The following is a 14,454-nucleotide window of genomic DNA, read 5'->3' on the forward strand; positions in this document are numbered from 1 at the left end:
TCAGAAAGTGTAGCGATAGGTCAGTACTGTTTCCGTGATCTCCGTCGTGAAGCTAGCCGGTAATGTTCTGTAGTGCGGACCGTAATCGTAGTAATAATGCATGTCGGTGTCTCCTTCGAGGCGGCGGTAGGAAATTCCGGCGCTGATTTCGGAACCGGCATGCCGGAACAGCACGGCACCGGCCCCGAGTGAAATCCCCGTCATCCATCCGTCACTGAGGGTATAAAACCCTCTTAGCAGATGTTCGTCTCTGGAGTGCTGACGGGAAAGCAGAATAGCGCCGCGGAAAGTCCACGGCAACGTAAAAAGGGTTGCCTCGTATTCACCGTACAGACCCGCCACTCCCGACTGCTGTGTGAAGTCAACGGTATCGCCGACGAAATAGGTCTCTGTACCGTCCGTATAATCGGTCTGCCGGGTCTGCGACCAACCAAGCTGCCACTGATCATAGAAAAAGTCCGTACCCAATGCAAAATTTGGCGTCACCTGGTGACGGAAATCGACATGGAAGGCATAATAGCTTTCCAGCGCCGTGTCCGACTCCGAGTAGACCGTTTTGTTGCCGTCTTTCCAGTCGGTATCGTTCCCGTTACGTATTTGAGAAGTGAAGGCGGAAGCGAATGAAAAGCGGAGCACGCCCGCCGGTGTATCAAGAGCATATCCCAGCTCCCAGACCGCTGCCGTTGCGGGAAAGCGGAGGCGTGCTTCGAGCCTCTGCGCAGGATCTTTTACCCTGTAGGAGAGCGTGGCATTGAGCCCTTTGATGCCGACAAAAAGTCCATCCCCCGACAGCGATACAGCTGCCAGTATTACAGACGCGATTGTACGGCGCAAGGCGGTCGTCAAAGCGTAACGTTGATGTCCGTACCGTTTTGATCCGACACCGTAATGGTATTGATATCAGTGACGTTGACGTAGATCAATCCGCCGCCGGAACCGATCAAGCGCATGCTGCCGCTAAGCAAATCAAAATCTTCGTAATAGAATTTGTAATCACAGTATGAATCATACGCTTCATCGATATCAAGGCTCGCGGTCAGGTCATTGACATAGATACGGCCTGACTTGTAACAGTAGGTCTCAATTGGGATGCTGTAATAATCCTCCGTGAACACTACGGTCAAGTTGTCGTAACGTCCCATGTCGCCATCGACACCCCACTGCACACTGCTTGTCATCGTACCGGCAAAGTAGCCATAAACGTCGTCATACTCGCTGTAGTCCGTCCGCATGTTACTGCCCGCACTGATATAGAACGTATACATATCATCCGTAATGGTGAAATCGGCAGGGAAAGAGACTTCCATATAGCTCAACGTATCGCCGTAGTTGGTCCCCGCCGCACGCATACGCATCTTCCCGTCCATCACAAAATTCACATCAAAAGCGCACTCACTGAATGTCACCGTTGCATCCATTTGCGTTTCGGTAGAACTCTCCGTATACGACATTGTCCCACCGTAAGGACAGTCGTAGGAGTCCGAATAGGTCGCATTGAGCGTTTGGGTACGATACCCCATCACTTTCGAGACCGGGCCCGCTTTGTCGAGCATGAAATACGTCGCATCAAACCCAGCCGGTTGCGGTACAGTTGCTGCCAAGGGGAGATAACCGGTCAAGCCGCCAATCTGGCCGGAAAAAATAGCGATAACGGCTTCCGCACCGTTCGCCGCCGTTGCATTCGCCTCCGGTACATTCAGTGTCGGCAGACTGGTCGTTCCGCTGCCGCCGCCCCCGCCGCAGCCGCTCAAAAACAGTACAGTTGCCGCGGCAATCGCCACGCCGCTTTTGCACAACGTATCAAACATGTTCACTCCTTCAATGCTATCGCTTCCGGACAATATAACACCCGTTCTCTTTAACAATACTTATTGATTATCGTTATAGAGTGACCGGCGGCAGGTTACATATCGGCGCGCGCTTCCTCCATCAGGACCCGGGCGATATCCGTCATGCTGATCACCCCCGTCAGGCGCCCTTCCCAAGTCACGGAGAGATGCTTGATCTTCTGGTTGATCATGAGTTGTGCCGCGTAGCGGATGTCAAGGTCCGGTACGATCTGCACCATCGGCTTGCTGGCGATGTCGTAGACGTTCAGCAGGTCCATATCGCCGTCGTTGCTGTAGATCGCCTCCAGGATATTGGAGTAGGTGACGATCCCGTAGGCGTCGTTGTCGCTGGTACGCTCGACGATGACCGAACGCACGTCGCGCGTGTCCATCATGTTGATCAGCTCGCGCACCGTCGCATAGGGCGAAATCATCGCGATCTCGTCCGCCGGCGTCATAATATCCCGCACTGTAATCAGTTTCATACCTCTTTCTCCTCTTTGAGTCTGTTGGCAAATGCTTCGATCTGGTTGTTGGCGATCCCCGCGAGATGTTCGATGGGCAGCGACATGACGATCCCCTTGTTCTCGGTTTCGAGGTGCAGTTCGTTCTTGAGCGCCTTCATCACCTTCACCGAGGTCCGTTTCTCAAGGATGAAGAGCAGCACGCTCTCCGGACGCTCATACGTCAGGCCGAAAAACGTCTTCTTCTCGTTCAGCCCCGTTCCTTTACCGGTCAGGCTCGTCACCCCGCCGGCACCGTTGGCCTTGGCGATATCGATCGCCTCCTCTTCCAGCGACTGTTCCACGATCGCTACCAATAATGCAAACCTCATTCAAACTCCTCCTTGTGTTGAGTTTTTGTGCTCCTGGCACTCAGTTCCGTGATCACCCCGTAGGCCATGACGGTGATCATCGGAAAGAGTGACGCAAACGCGATCAGCCCGAACCCGTCAATGAGCGGGCTCCGCCCCTCGATGTTGGTCGCCAGCCCCAGCCCCAGCGCCGCGACGAGCGGCACGGTGACGGTCGACGTCGTCACCCCGCCGCTGTCGTAGGCGATCGGGATGATGTAGCGCGGGGCGAAATAGGTCAAAATGATGACGACGATGTAGCCCGCGATAATGTAGTAGTGGATGGGGTCCCCCGCCACGATACGGTACGCCCCCAGCGCGATGCCCACCGCCACCCCGAGGGCCACGGCGATCCTCAGGACCATCTGCCGGATCTTCCCGGCGGAGATCTCCTCGACCTTGATCGCGATCGCCAGCAGCGCCGGCTCCGCCATCGTCGTCGAAAAGCCGATCAAAAAGGCGAACAGGTAGATGAGCAGCCGGTTATCCTGCTCCGTGAGCTGCAGCGCCATCGTCTCCCCGATAGGAAAGAGCCCCATCTCAAGTCCGACGATAAAAGCATACAGCCCCAGGATCACCAGCAGGATACCGAAAACGATGCGGCGCAGGTAGGGCACCTGTTTCTTGATAATGGCATACTGGAAAAAGAAGATGACGCCCAGGATCGGCAGCACGTCCTTGATGACATCAACGAGCTCGAGCAGCAGCGCCAGCGCCTGCTGACCGATGGTACGGCTGTGTTCCACATGCTCCGATACGCTCTGCGCCACGGCGGCGATCGCCTCGCCGTTTCCGGAGGCGTAGACGACGATCCCGTAGAGCTGTACGAAGATCATCGGCGTCAGCGAGGCAAACGCGATCAGCCCGAAACCGTCGATGACCGGGTTCCGCCCGCGGATACTGCTCGCGAGCCCCACGCCGAGCGCCGCGACCAGGGGAACGGTCACCGTCGAGGTCGTCACCCCGCCGCTGTCGTAGGCGAGCCCGACGATCTCCGGCGGGACGAAGAAGGTCAACATGACGACGATGACATAGCCGGTAATGATGTAAAAGTGGATGGGATGGCCCGTCAGGATGCGGAACGTCCCCAGGGCAATGGCGAAACCGACCGAAAAGGCAACGGTCAGCCGCAGCACCAGAGAGTCGATCTTCCCCTCGCTGATCACGGCCGCCTTGTCGGCGATGGCGATCAGGGCCGGTTCCGCGATGGTCGTTGAGAAGCCGATGAGAAAGGCGAAGAGCAGCAGCCAGAACGCGGAGCCTTTGCGCGCGAACTCCTGCGCGAGGTTCTCCCCGACGGGGAAGATACCGACTTCCAGCCCCTGGATAAAGAGCGCGAGCCCTACGGCGACGATGAAAAGTCCCGTCGCGACAGAGAGGAGGTTGTCGGGCATCTGCTGCAGGATGAAGATCTGGAAAAAGGCGATGACGGCAATGATGGGGGCCAGGTCAGTGAAGGAGCCTTTGAGCATGATCAAAAAGAGTCTGAGTTGTTCCATTGGGATATTTTACGCATTTTTGTGATCGATGTCATGGCACGCCTCATGCAAAGGGGGGCAAATCAGAAAAGCGTTACAATTTCGGAAAAAAGGAGTCTCGATGCATTCGACAGTGACCATCTGGCACAACCCCCGCTGCGGCAAATCCCGCGAAGCCCTGAAACTGCTGGAGGAAGAGGGGATCACCCCGGAGATCGTCCGCTACCTCGACGACGTTCCGACCGAGACGCAGCTGCGCGATCTCCTGGCGATGCTCGGCATCGGTGCGCGCGACCTGATGCGCACGAAAGAGGCCATTTACAAGGAGCTCGGTCTCAAAGACGTCACTGACGAATCTGCCCTGATTAAAGCCATGACGGAGCATCCGAAACTGATTGAGCGCCCCGTCGTCATCACAAACGGGAAAGCCGTCATCGGACGTCCGCCGGAAAAAGTGGTCGATCTGGTAAAAGCGTAGGGGAAAAGGCCGCCTTCGGGCGGCCGGGAGTCAATTTAGAGGTTGTTTTCTTTTTTGTACTTGATGATCTCGGCGTACGCCTCATCCTTGAGTAGCAGCTTCTCTTTTTTCAGCTTTTCGATCTCGACGTCATCCATCGGGATCTGACCGCCCTCACCCTTCGTGATCAGATCGTCCAGCTCGTTGTGACGCTCGAAAATTTTCAGAAAATGCGCATTGGCGCTTCCGTCTTCCTTCATCTTGGTGATGATTTCACGGTATTCGTGCAGCATGTTTTGTCCTCTTCTTTTTTGGGCTCCGCTTCCACGTCCCATAACGCCACTATAGCGTATTACTGTAAAATGCGCGGTAAAGTAATACCCTCTTGTCCCTGGTATTTTCCGCCCTTGTCGCCGTAGCTTGTTTCGCACATTTCATCGCCTTTCAGGAAGAGCACCTGGGCGATCCCCTCGTTGGCATAGATCTTCGCCGGCAGCGGTGTGGTGTTGGAGATTTCGATCGTGATGTGCCCTTCGAATTCCGGTTCGAAAGGGGTCACGTTGACGATGATCCCGCAGCGTGCATAGGTGGATTTCCCCAGACAGATCGCCAGCACGTCACGGGGGATCTTGAAGTACTCGACGGTCCGCGCCAGCGCAAACGAGTTCGGCGGGACGATACAGATGTCGCCTTTGTAATCTACGACGTTCGCGTCATCAAAATGTTTCGGGTCGACCACGGTGGAGTTGAGGTTCGTAAAGATCTTGAACTCATCGCTGACGCGGATATCGTACCCGTACGAGCTCAGCCCGTAACTGACCACGCCCTTGCCGACCTGATCCTCGCAAAAAGGCGTAATCATGGCGTGTTCAAGCGCCTGCTCCCTGATCCAGCTGTCCGCCTTCAGTCCCATAAAAATCCTTCCCTGCCACGGGGTGTTTCCCGGGCGGCTTAAATTAAGTTGTGCTATTATAACGCATTAAAATTTAGGCGGCCCCGACGCAGGAAACCGATGGTTTTCAGACATTTCCGGGGTCCCCAGGAGCGTTTTGACATGGATATGAGACAGATCAAGGCATTGATGCAGGAGTTTGACGAGAGCGGCCTTTCCAAACTGAAGATCACCAAAGAAGGGTTCGAGATGGAACTGGAAAAAGTCATCGGTGCCGTCGCGGCACCGGTAGCCGCCCCTGCACCGGTCGCAGCACCTGCAGCCGTCCCGGTGGCAGCAGCAGCCCCGGCAGCAGCACCGGCCCCTTCTGTCAGCGGTGACGAGATCCTCTCCCCGATGGTCGGAACCTACTATGCGGCACCGTCACCGGATTCCGCCCCGTTCGTCAAAGTCGGCGACACGATCAAAAAAGGGCAGGTCATCGCGATCCTCGAAGCCATGAAGATCATGAACGAACTCGAAGCGGAATTCGACTGTAAAATCCTTGACGTGCTCGTCTCCGACGGCCAAGCGGTCGAGTACGACATGCCGCTGTTCGTGGTAGAGAAGCTATAATGGCAGAGATCAAGCGTATCCTGGTCGCGAACCGCGGCGAGATCGCCCTGCGTGCCATCCGTACCATTAAAGAGATGGGGAAGGAAGCCGTTGCCGTCTATTCCAAAGGGGACAAAGGCGCTTCCTACCTCGAGCTGGCCGACGCCGCCATCTGTATCGGCGAAGCGCCGAGCAGCGCCAGCTACCTCAATATCCCCGCCATCATCTCCGCTGCGGAAGTCAGCGGCTGTGATGCCATCTTCCCGGGCTACGGCTTTTTGAGCGAGAACCAGCACTTCGTAGAGATCTGTGCGCACCACGGTATCAAGTTCATCGGGCCGACGCCGGAAGTCATGGTACTGATGTCGGACAAGTCCAAAGCCAAGGACGTCATGATCGCTGCAGGCGTCCCGGTCGTCCCGGGAAGCGACGGTGCCATCACCGATATCGAGGACGCGAAAAAGCGTGCCCGCGAAGTCGGCTACCCGGTCATCCTCAAAGCTGCCCAGGGCGGCGGCGGACGCGGGATGCGCGTCGTGGAGGATGAGAGCTACCTCGAAAACGCCTTCCTTGCCGCCGAATCCGAAGCGATCACCGCGTTCGGCGACGGCACCATCTATATGGAGAAGTTCATCCTGAACCCGCGCCATATCGAGGTACAGATCATGGCGGACAGCCACGGCAACGTCATCCACGTCGGCGAGCGCGACTGCTCCATGCAGCGCCGCCACCAGAAGCTTATCGAGGAGTCCCCGGCGGTCATCCTGACCCCGGAAGTCCGCGAACGCCTCCACGCCGCCGCCGTCCGTGCCACGGAGTTCATCAAGTATGAAGGCGCCGGGACATTCGAGTTCCTGCTCGACGCGAACCTCGACTTCTACTTCATGGAGATGAACACCCGTCTGCAGGTCGAGCACACCGTTTCCGAAGAGGTAAGCGGCCTCGACCTTATCGAGCTGATGATCCAGGTGGCCGAAGGAAAGACGCTCCCGAAACAAGAGGAGATCGTACTCAAAGGTCACGCCATCGAGTGCCGTATCACGGCCGAGGACCCTATCAAGTTCCTCCCGTGCCCCGGCAAGATCAGCGAATGGATCGCACCGGGCGGTATCGGCGTGCGTATGGACACCCACGCGCATGCAGGCTACATCGTTCCGCCGACCTACGACTCCATGATCGGCAAACTGATCGTCTACGGACGCGACCGTGACCACGCGATCAAACGCATGCACCGTGCGCTGAGTGAATTCACCATCAGCGGTATCCGCACGACGATCCCCTTCCACATCAAAATGATGGCGAACGACGACTTCATCTCCAACAACTTCGATACGAAGTACCTCGAAAACTACAAAGGGTAAGGCCTCAGGCCCCACCCGCTTTCACCCGCAAACAACGCTACGCTGTTTTACGCTTTGGTTCCCTATTGCCGGTCCGGCAGACGGACGACAGTGATCTCCGCATTCAGGCGGGCACGGTCGAAATAGTCCTTGAGGGTCTGTTCGCGCGCATCGTCCATCATCTCCTCCTGAACCTGCGCCTTGACCGTCTCAAACGGCTGCATCATCGGGAGGCTTTTGTTGCGGACATAGAAAGATGCAAAGCCCCCTTTCGGGTCGGTCAGTATCGGCGTGAAGGCACCGATCTCCGTTTTGATCAGCAGTGCTGCGAGCTGCGGTTCGATCTTTTCATACGGCAGCGACGCTTCTTGCATCGTCACCTCCGGGAGCATCAGCATCGGGTTGTCCATCTTCCGTTTCAAAACGCCCTGGCCGGTGGCGTGGTAAACGGTCACGTCAAAGCGCTCCGGGTGGGAGAATTTGTCCGAGTGCAGGCGGTAATACTCCTGCATCTCCGCATCGCCGGGCTCCTCCATATTGGCCATCGCGATCGCCCCGTACAGCTTCTGGGTCAGCATCGACTTTTTGAGCTTGGCTTCAAAATCGCTGCGGCTCAGGTGCTCGGTCTGCCAGACCGCATCGAAGAGCTGGGCCGTCGTCATGTTGTTCTGCCCGGCGATCTGCTTGATGCGCTCCTGCAGCTCGGTCTCGGTGACGCTGAGCTCGCGCTGGGCGACCTCCTGGGCCTCCAGTTTTTCGCGGATCAGCATGTCAACGGCCTGCGCCTGCGTCATGCCGTTCTCCTTCATCTTCTGCGTGATGGCATAGAGGGTGATCGGCTCCTCCTTGACAAGGATGGCGACGCCGTCGACCATCCCGGCGTACAACGCCACGGTAAAAAGTATGAAAAGCAGTGCGGTTTTTTGCAAAGAGATCTCCTGATTGAAAGGTACCATTTTACCCGTTTTTGTTGAATGGACGCTCCGGCGTCCGTTTTTCGCCCCGGCCGGCACCGCACGCGGACGTCTTTGCCGCTCCGCTTTTGGAAAAACCGGCAAAGCCTGCCGCCGCGCCGCGCTTTTCCTACCTCCAAACCGCAATGAGTTATAATGGCGCCAAAAAAAAGGTTTGTATACCATGGTTGTCACCCGTTTCGCTCCCAGCCCGACCGGATACCTGCACATCGGGGGGCTGCGCACCGCCCTCTTCTCCTGGCTCTGGGCCCGCCGCAACGGCGGGAAATTCGTTCTGCGTATCGAGGACACCGACCAAAGCCGCAACAACGAGGATGCGGCCCAGGCGATCGTCGATGCCTTCGAATGGATCGGCCTCGAACATGACGGCGAGATCCTCTACCAGTCCAAGCGCACGGGTGTCTACCAGATGTATATCGACCAGCTCCTCCAGGAGGGCAAGGCGTACAAATGCTATATGAGCAAAGAGGAGCTTGATGCCCTGCGCGAAGCGCAGACGGCGCGCAAAGAGCGTCCGCGCTACGACGGCCGCTACCGCGACTTTACCGGCACGCCGCCCGAAGGCGTCAATCCCGTCATCCGCATCAAGGCGCCGACCGAGGGGACCATCACCGTTTATGACGGCATCAAGGGCGAAGTCACCTTCAACGTCGACGACATCCTCGACGACTTCATCATCGCCCGCGCCGACGGCACGCCTACTTACAACTTCGTCGTCGCCGTCGACGATGCGCTGATGGGCATCAACGAAGTCATCCGCGGGGACGACCACTTCTCCAATACGCCGAAACAGCTCGTCGTCTACGAGGCGCTGGGCTTCAAAGCCCCCGCTTTCTACCACGTACCGATGATCCACAACAGCGAAGGCAAGAAACTCTCCAAACGCGACGGCGCCACGGACGTGATGGAGTACAAGCGCCAGGGGTACCGCCCCGAAGCGCTGCTGAACTTCCTCGTCCGCCTGGGCTGGAGCCACGGCGACCAGGAGATCTTCTCCGTTGACGAGATGAAAAGACTTTTCGATCCGAACAATATCAACAAGTCGGCGTCCATCTACAATACCGAGAAGCTCGACTGGCTCAACGCCCATTACATCAAGAACCTCGCCAACGAGGCACTGGCCCGCGAACTGACCCCCTTCGGTGTCGACCTGAATGCCCATGACAAGAAAGAGATCCTGCTCGACGCCCTCAAAGAGCGTGCCAAGACGCTCGTCGAACTCGCCGAAATGGTCAAAGAGGTCCTGACCGCACCGGCCGAGTATGACGACAAGGCTTTCAAAAAAGCCGTCAAACCCGACTCGAAAGCCGTCCTGAAAGCCTTCGCCGCCAAAATCGAAGCCACGCCCGAGCTTCACCTCCCGACCGACTACCACGCCCTGATGGAAACAGTCGTTTCCGAGATGGAAATCGGTTTCGGCAAGATCGGCATGCCGCTGCGCCTGGCCCTGATGGGCAAACTTTCCGGCCCGGGCGTCGATACCATCATGGCGGCAATCGGCCGTGAGGAGACGCTTGCACGCATCTCCGGACTGACGGCACAACTCGACTGAAAGGGAGTTCCCATGTCCAACCCGCTTACCAATGACGAGGCCCTCGCCTACCACGCCGAACCCACCCCCGGCAAACTCGGCATCAGCGTCACCAAATCCTTCAAAAGCCAGCGGGACCTCTCCCTGGCCTATACCCCCGGGGTCGCCGTGCCCTGCCTTGCCATCGAGCAGAACCCCGAAGACGCCTACCGCTATACCGCCAAAGCGAACCTAATCGGGGTTGTCTCCAACGGCACCGCGGTCCTGGGACTCGGCGATATCGGCGCACAGGCTTCCAAGCCCGTCATGGAGGGGAAAGCCGTCCTCTTCAAGAAGTTCAGCGACCTGGATGCGTTCGACATCGAAGTCGATACGAAGGACATCGAACGTTTCTGCAGCGTTGTCGAGGCGATCGCCCCCACCTTCGGGGGTATCAACCTCGAGGATATCAAGGCACCGGAGTGCTTCGAGATCGAGAAACGGCTTGCCGCCCGCCTCGACATCCCCGTGATGCACGACGACCAGCACGGCACCGCCGTCATCAGTGCCGCGGGCATCATGAACGCCTGCCGCCTGACGGGGCGCGACATCAAGACCCTGCGCATTGTCATCGTCGGGGCCGGGGCCGCGGCCATCAGCTGCGCCCGCCTCTACCGCTACCTGGGCGTGGAGAACATCATCCTGATCGACTCCAAGGGCGTCGTCCATACGGGCCGCAGCGACCTCAATGCCTATAAAACGGAGTTCGCCATCAAGGTGCCCGCCAGCCAGAGTGACGCCTTCGAAGGCGCCCATGTCGTCGTCGGCCTCTCGCGCCCGGGCACCTTCAGCACGGACGACGTCAAGCGCATGGCCGAAAACCCGGTCGTCTTCACCCTCGCCAATCCCACCCCGGAGATCATGCCGGAACTGGTGCGCGATGCCCGTCCCGACGCCATCGTCGCCACCGGGCGCAGCGACTTCCCCAACCAGGTCAACAACGTCCTGGGCTTCCCCTTCATCTTCCGCGGGGCCGTCGACGTACGCGCCAAAGCGATCAATACGGAGATGAAAATCGCCGCCGCCGAGGCCCTCGCACGCCTGGCCCGGACGGAAGTCCCCGACTACCTGAACGAACTCTACGGCACCGAACTCTCTTTCGGCCGTGACTACCTCATCCCCAAACCCTTCGACAAGCGCCTCATCGTCGAGGTCTCCAGTGCCGTCGCCGCGGCGGCGATCCACACGGGCGTCGCCCGGATCGGTGCCTTCGATATCGATGCCTACCGCAAAGCGCTCGCCGAGCGTATCTGCGTCGACTGCCAGCCCGAATAGGCGCTAGATCACCGAGGTCATCAGCAGGTTGACCAGAAGCGTCACGTCCCGCAGGGACGGCTTCTGGTTCGTCTCCAGCGCCGCGATCGACTCCAGAATATCGGCAAACGCCTCCCGGTCGTTGGCCAGGAAGTTCTCGAACGCTTCCACCGGCGGTTCGTTGATACGCTGGAAGGCCAGGATGCGGTTCGTATAGTGCACGGCGATATACTCGACGAACTGCAGCAGCTGCCGCCGCAGGTTGAGATCCCGTTCGTCTTTGAGATCGAGGGCATTGAGAATATTGATGATCTTGAGAATCGCAAACCGCTCGATGACCAGGTAGAAGAGCGTCGCAACGTCGCTGAAGGAGTGCTTGCTCTGCTCTTTGGTAACGATGACCGCCACCGCGAAGCGCAGGTAATCCAGCACGTCGAAGAAGCGGTTGAAGGTGTCGTTCCCCTCTATGAGCATCCGCGGCTGTTTCGGTTTGATCTTCGAGAGCATGTCGAACAGCTCCTCCCTGTGCTCGATGAAATGGAGCGCGTCGATTGATTCGACATCGACATATTTGACCATCCAGCGCGTCGCGAAATTGAGCACGTGTTCGATCTGGTCCAGCAGCGCATACTGCTGCCGTACCGGCATGATATAGTCGGAACGGAAGATCGTGTGGCGGATGTCGTTCGCCCCGAAGAGGGCGTTACAGATCAGGTAGGCGCGGACCTTCGTCAGGAAACGCGCCTTGCCCAGCCGCCGGAAGTCGCTGACGAATGAGACCCCCTGGTTGTTGATGACCATGTCGGCGATCATCGTCGCGATGATCTGGCGGCGCAGCGGGTGGTGGCGTATCTCCTCCTCGTAGGCACTGACGAAGGCCTTCGGGAAGTATTTGTACAGGTAGCGCTGGGCGAACTGCTCGTCGATCAATTCCGTATCGATGATCAGCTGTTTGATAAAGATCTTCGCATACGAGAGCAGCGAGCCGAGGATCGGCCGCACGATCCCCCCCTCGGCGGAGAGCACCTCGATGATGTTCTCTTTTTTCGGGATAAAGAAATCGCGGCGGTTGAAGACCGGGTTCTCCTCGGCGATGACGTCGATCGCCTCCTGGAAATCCTCCAGGTAGACCCGGCTGAGCTGCTCGTCGCGCGAGATCGCCAGCGCCTGGCGGTAACAGCTCCACAGGACACTGTTCTCCACCTGCTCGCCGTGGCGCCCGAGCACCTCCGTGCGGCTCTGTTGATCGAGCAGCCCTTTCCGGCTCAGCGATTCCAGCAGGATTTTGATATTGACCTCGTGGTCGGAGGTGTCGACCCCGCCGGCATTGTCGATGCCGTCAAGGTTGATTTTGCCGCCGCCGAGGGCATACTCGATGCGGGCGCGCTGGGTAAAGCCGAGGTTCCCCCCTTCGCTGACGGCGAAACAGCGCAACTGTGCGGCATTGATCCGCACCGATTCGTTCTGCTTGTCCCCCAGTTCGAAGTCGCTCTCATCGGAGTGTTTCACATAGGTACCGACCCCGCCGTTGAACAGCAGGTCGACCTTCATGCACAGCAGGGCCCGGGCCAGCTCCTCCCCGCTCATGTAGCGCACCTGGGTCTGGAGCATCCGCCGTATCTCGTCGCTGAGCGGGATCGCCTTGTCGCTGCGGTTCCAGACCCCGCCTCCGGCGGAGATCAGCTCCCTGTTATACGCCCCCCAGCTGCCGTCTTTAGAGCCAAAGAGACGCTTGCGCTCCTCGTACGCTTCCTGCGGCGAGGGGTTCGGATCGATGAAGATCTCCCGGTGGGAGATCGCGCCGAGCAGTTTGAACGCCCGTGAGAGGAGCACCCCGTTGCCGAAGACGTCGCCGTTCATCGACCCGATACCGACGACGGTGATGGGGTCGTTGTAGAGGTCGATGCCGCGCTCGAGGAAGAAGCGCTGTGTCGAGCGCATGGCCCCTTTGGCCGTGATCCCGATCGCTTTGTGGTCGTACCCGTTGCTTCCGCCGCTGGCAAAAGCATCCCCCAGCCAGAAAGCCCGTCTGAGCGCGATGGCATTGGCCGTATCGCTCATCGCCGCCGTGCCCTTGTCCGCCGCGACGACGAAGTAACTGTCCTCCCCGTCATAGGCCACGATCCGGTCGTCGTGCACGGCCTCGCCATCCACAACGTTGTCGACAAGGTCCAGCAGGTTCTCGATAAAGGTGCTGTAGATCTCGCTGAAGAGCTCTTTGGTGATCTCGCTGCGCGGCCGGTCGATGACGAAGCCGCCTTTGGCGCCGTCGGGGATGATGATCGCGTTCTTGCCCTCCTGGGTCACCATCAAGGAGCGTATCTCGCTGCGGTAGTCGTCATACCGTTCGCTCCAGCGCAGTCCCCCGCGGCTGACGGGGCCCATGCGCAGGTGCACGCCCCGGAAATCCCGGTGGTAGACGAAAGCCTCGATGCGCGGCTGAATTCCGCGGAGGTGTTCGGCGAACTTCGTCATATCGAGCTTGAAGGCGATTGCGCCGCGGTCAAGGTAGTAGTTTGTCCGGCTCATGGCGCCGAGCATCGCGAAGAGCAGTTTGAGGATCCTGTCGTCCATGATGTCGGGAACCGCTTTGATCGCCTCGGTGATAATCCCCTCTATTTCCGTACTTTTCTGGGACCGCGTTTTGACCTCCGGGTTGAAACGCGCGGCGAAATAGTGCAGCAGCATGGCCGAGAGTTCGTCATGCCGGGTGACGGTGTGCAGGATCGTCTCGAAATTGATCGACGGCACGGCCTGGTTGATATATTCGATAAAGGAGCGCAGCAGCGTCACCTGGCGCAGGCTCAGGTTCTGCTTATAGACCAGCGAATAGATGCGGCAGCTGCTGAAGGTCCGCCCCAGCAGCGAATCGGTGATGACCGACTCGATATTCGTTTTGGCCCTGGAGAAGGCCTCCGTGTCATCGACCTGCAGATTGAAGCGGCAGACATGGACCGGCTTCTTCTCCGGTTCGATCGTATAGGTCACCTCATCCACCACCACAAAGGCGAAGTCGTGCAGGATCGGGGTAATGTCGGAGAGCAGCAGCTGCTCCCGGGAATAGAGCCTCACGGCGGCCTTGCCTTCGGCTTGGGTGATCTGCGTGACGATGGGGGTCTGCCGCAGCGCGCTCAGCAGTTCATCCCCGATCTCCAGGTCCTGGGGATGCAGCAGCTGCGAACAGACCGCGCCGAGCTGGCTTTCCGGGCTCAT

At 58.5% G+C, this 14,454-nt stretch carries 14 protein-coding genes; 5 read left to right on the top strand and 9 right to left on the bottom strand.

Annotated elements, in window-relative coordinates:
* The 5 genes from WCX49_RS12610 to WCX49_RS12630 form a co-directional block, all read right to left on the bottom strand.
* Positions 1-834, bottom strand: coding sequence for a hypothetical protein (locus tag WCX49_RS12610; RefSeq protein ID WP_345985423.1), 834 nt, complete (start codon positions 832-834; stop codon positions 1-3).
* 8 nt (positions 835-842) lie between these two features.
* On the bottom strand, positions 843-1,808 hold the full coding sequence (locus WCX49_RS12615) for a hypothetical protein (protein ID WP_345985424.1): 966 nt from the start codon (positions 1,806-1,808) through the stop codon (positions 843-845).
* Positions 1,809-1,903: 95 nt separating this feature from the next.
* A complete protein-coding gene (locus WCX49_RS12620) occupies positions 1,904-2,314 on the bottom strand; it encodes a CBS domain-containing protein (protein WP_345985425.1) in 411 nt (136 codons plus the stop codon).
* Positions 2,311-2,664 carry a transcriptional regulator gene (locus WCX49_RS12625; protein WP_345985426.1) on the bottom strand — a complete coding sequence of 118 codons (354 nt, stop codon included), beginning with the start codon at positions 2,662-2,664 and terminating at the stop codon, positions 2,311-2,313. The genes WCX49_RS12620 and WCX49_RS12625 overlap by 4 nt, the downstream gene beginning before the upstream one ends.
* A complete protein-coding gene (locus tag WCX49_RS12630; RefSeq protein ID WP_345985427.1) occupies positions 2,661-4,181 on the bottom strand; it encodes a DUF1538 domain-containing protein in 1,521 nt (506 codons plus the stop codon). The genes WCX49_RS12625 and WCX49_RS12630 overlap by 4 nt, the downstream gene beginning before the upstream one ends.
* A 100-nt stretch (positions 4,182-4,281) precedes the next feature.
* Between WCX49_RS12630 and arsC the strand changes: the two genes are divergently transcribed.
* Positions 4,282-4,638, top strand: a complete 357-nt coding sequence (gene arsC / locus WCX49_RS12635) for an arsenate reductase (glutaredoxin) (protein WP_345985428.1) — start codon at positions 4,282-4,284, stop codon at positions 4,636-4,638.
* A gap of 35 nt (positions 4,639-4,673) precedes the next feature.
* On the opposite strand, the gene WCX49_RS12640 is transcribed toward arsC, so the two are convergent.
* Positions 4,674-4,910, bottom strand: coding sequence for a DUF465 domain-containing protein (locus WCX49_RS12640; protein ID WP_345985429.1), 237 nt, complete (start codon positions 4,908-4,910; stop codon positions 4,674-4,676).
* Between the two features lie 59 nt (positions 4,911-4,969).
* Positions 4,970-5,530 (bottom strand): dCTP deaminase, encoded by a 561-nt coding sequence (dcd, locus tag WCX49_RS12645; protein ID WP_345985430.1) that lies wholly within the window; start codon positions 5,528-5,530, stop codon positions 4,970-4,972.
* Between the two features lie 141 nt (positions 5,531-5,671).
* Between dcd and accB the strand changes: the two genes are divergently transcribed.
* Both accB and WCX49_RS12655 read left to right on the top strand, forming a co-directional pair.
* A complete protein-coding gene (gene accB, locus WCX49_RS12650) occupies positions 5,672-6,124 on the top strand; it encodes an acetyl-CoA carboxylase biotin carboxyl carrier protein (RefSeq protein ID WP_345985431.1) in 453 nt (150 codons plus the stop codon).
* A complete protein-coding gene (locus tag WCX49_RS12655; RefSeq protein ID WP_345985432.1) occupies positions 6,124-7,464 on the top strand; it encodes an acetyl-CoA carboxylase biotin carboxylase subunit in 1,341 nt (446 codons plus the stop codon). The genes accB and WCX49_RS12655 overlap by 1 nt, the downstream gene beginning before the upstream one ends.
* A 62-nt stretch (positions 7,465-7,526) precedes the next feature.
* Here WCX49_RS12655 and WCX49_RS12660 read toward each other — a convergent pair whose 3' ends face one another.
* Complete coding sequence (locus WCX49_RS12660; RefSeq protein WP_345985433.1) at positions 7,527-8,372, bottom strand: SurA N-terminal domain-containing protein; 846 nt, start codon at positions 8,370-8,372, stop codon at positions 7,527-7,529.
* A gap of 208 nt (positions 8,373-8,580) precedes the next feature.
* On the opposite strand from WCX49_RS12660, the gene gltX reads away from it, so the two are divergent.
* Both gltX and WCX49_RS12670 read left to right on the top strand, forming a co-directional pair.
* Positions 8,581-9,969, top strand: coding sequence for a glutamate--tRNA ligase (gene gltX / locus WCX49_RS12665; RefSeq protein ID WP_345986815.1), 1,389 nt, complete (start codon positions 8,581-8,583; stop codon positions 9,967-9,969).
* Between the two features lie 12 nt (positions 9,970-9,981).
* Entirely contained in the window at positions 9,982-11,262 is a 1,281-nt protein-coding gene (locus WCX49_RS12670; RefSeq protein WP_345985434.1) for a malic enzyme-like NAD(P)-binding protein, read from the top strand.
* A 3-nt stretch (positions 11,263-11,265) separates the two neighbouring features.
* Here the strand turns inward: WCX49_RS12670 and WCX49_RS12675 are convergent, their stop codons facing one another.
* A complete protein-coding gene (locus WCX49_RS12675; protein WP_345985435.1) occupies positions 11,266-14,454 on the bottom strand; it encodes an NAD-glutamate dehydrogenase domain-containing protein in 3,189 nt (1,062 codons plus the stop codon).

The organism is Sulfurimonas sp. HSL-1656, from assembly GCF_039645585.1.
Classification (GTDB): Bacteria; Campylobacterota; Campylobacteria; order Campylobacterales; family Sulfurimonadaceae; genus Thiomicrolovo; species Thiomicrolovo subterrani.

What these genes read in the sequence shown, in the direction of transcription:
- arsC (WP_345985428.1), top strand. Translation starts at nt 4,282, where the DNA reads ATGCATTCGACAGTGACCATCTGGCACAACCCCCGCTGCGGCAAATCC.
- WCX49_RS12625 (WP_345985426.1), bottom strand. Translation starts at nt 2,664, where the DNA reads ATGAGGTTTGCATTATTGGTAGCGATCGTGGAACAGTCGCTGGAAGAG.
- WCX49_RS12620 (WP_345985425.1), bottom strand. Translation starts at nt 2,314, where the DNA reads ATGAAACTGATTACAGTGCGGGATATTATGACGCCGGCGGACGAGATC.
- WCX49_RS12615 (WP_345985424.1), bottom strand. Translation starts at nt 1,808, where the DNA reads ATGTTTGATACGTTGTGCAAAAGCGGCGTGGCGATTGCCGCGGCAACT.
- gltX (WP_345986815.1), top strand. Translation starts at nt 8,581, where the DNA reads ATGGTTGTCACCCGTTTCGCTCCCAGCCCGACCGGATACCTGCACATC.
- accB (WP_345985431.1), top strand. Translation starts at nt 5,672, where the DNA reads ATGGATATGAGACAGATCAAGGCATTGATGCAGGAGTTTGACGAGAGC.
- WCX49_RS12630 (WP_345985427.1), bottom strand. Translation starts at nt 4,181, where the DNA reads ATGGAACAACTCAGACTCTTTTTGATCATGCTCAAAGGCTCCTTCACT.
- WCX49_RS12675 (WP_345985435.1), bottom strand. Translation starts at nt 14,454, where the DNA reads ATGAGCCCGGAAAGCCAGCTCGGCGCGGTCTGTTCGCAGCTGCTGCAT.
- WCX49_RS12655 (WP_345985432.1), top strand. Translation starts at nt 6,124, where the DNA reads ATGGCAGAGATCAAGCGTATCCTGGTCGCGAACCGCGGCGAGATCGCC.
- WCX49_RS12670 (WP_345985434.1), top strand. Translation starts at nt 9,982, where the DNA reads ATGTCCAACCCGCTTACCAATGACGAGGCCCTCGCCTACCACGCCGAA.
- dcd (WP_345985430.1), bottom strand. Translation starts at nt 5,530, where the DNA reads ATGGGACTGAAGGCGGACAGCTGGATCAGGGAGCAGGCGCTTGAACAC.
- WCX49_RS12640 (WP_345985429.1), bottom strand. Translation starts at nt 4,910, where the DNA reads ATGCTGCACGAATACCGTGAAATCATCACCAAGATGAAGGAAGACGGA.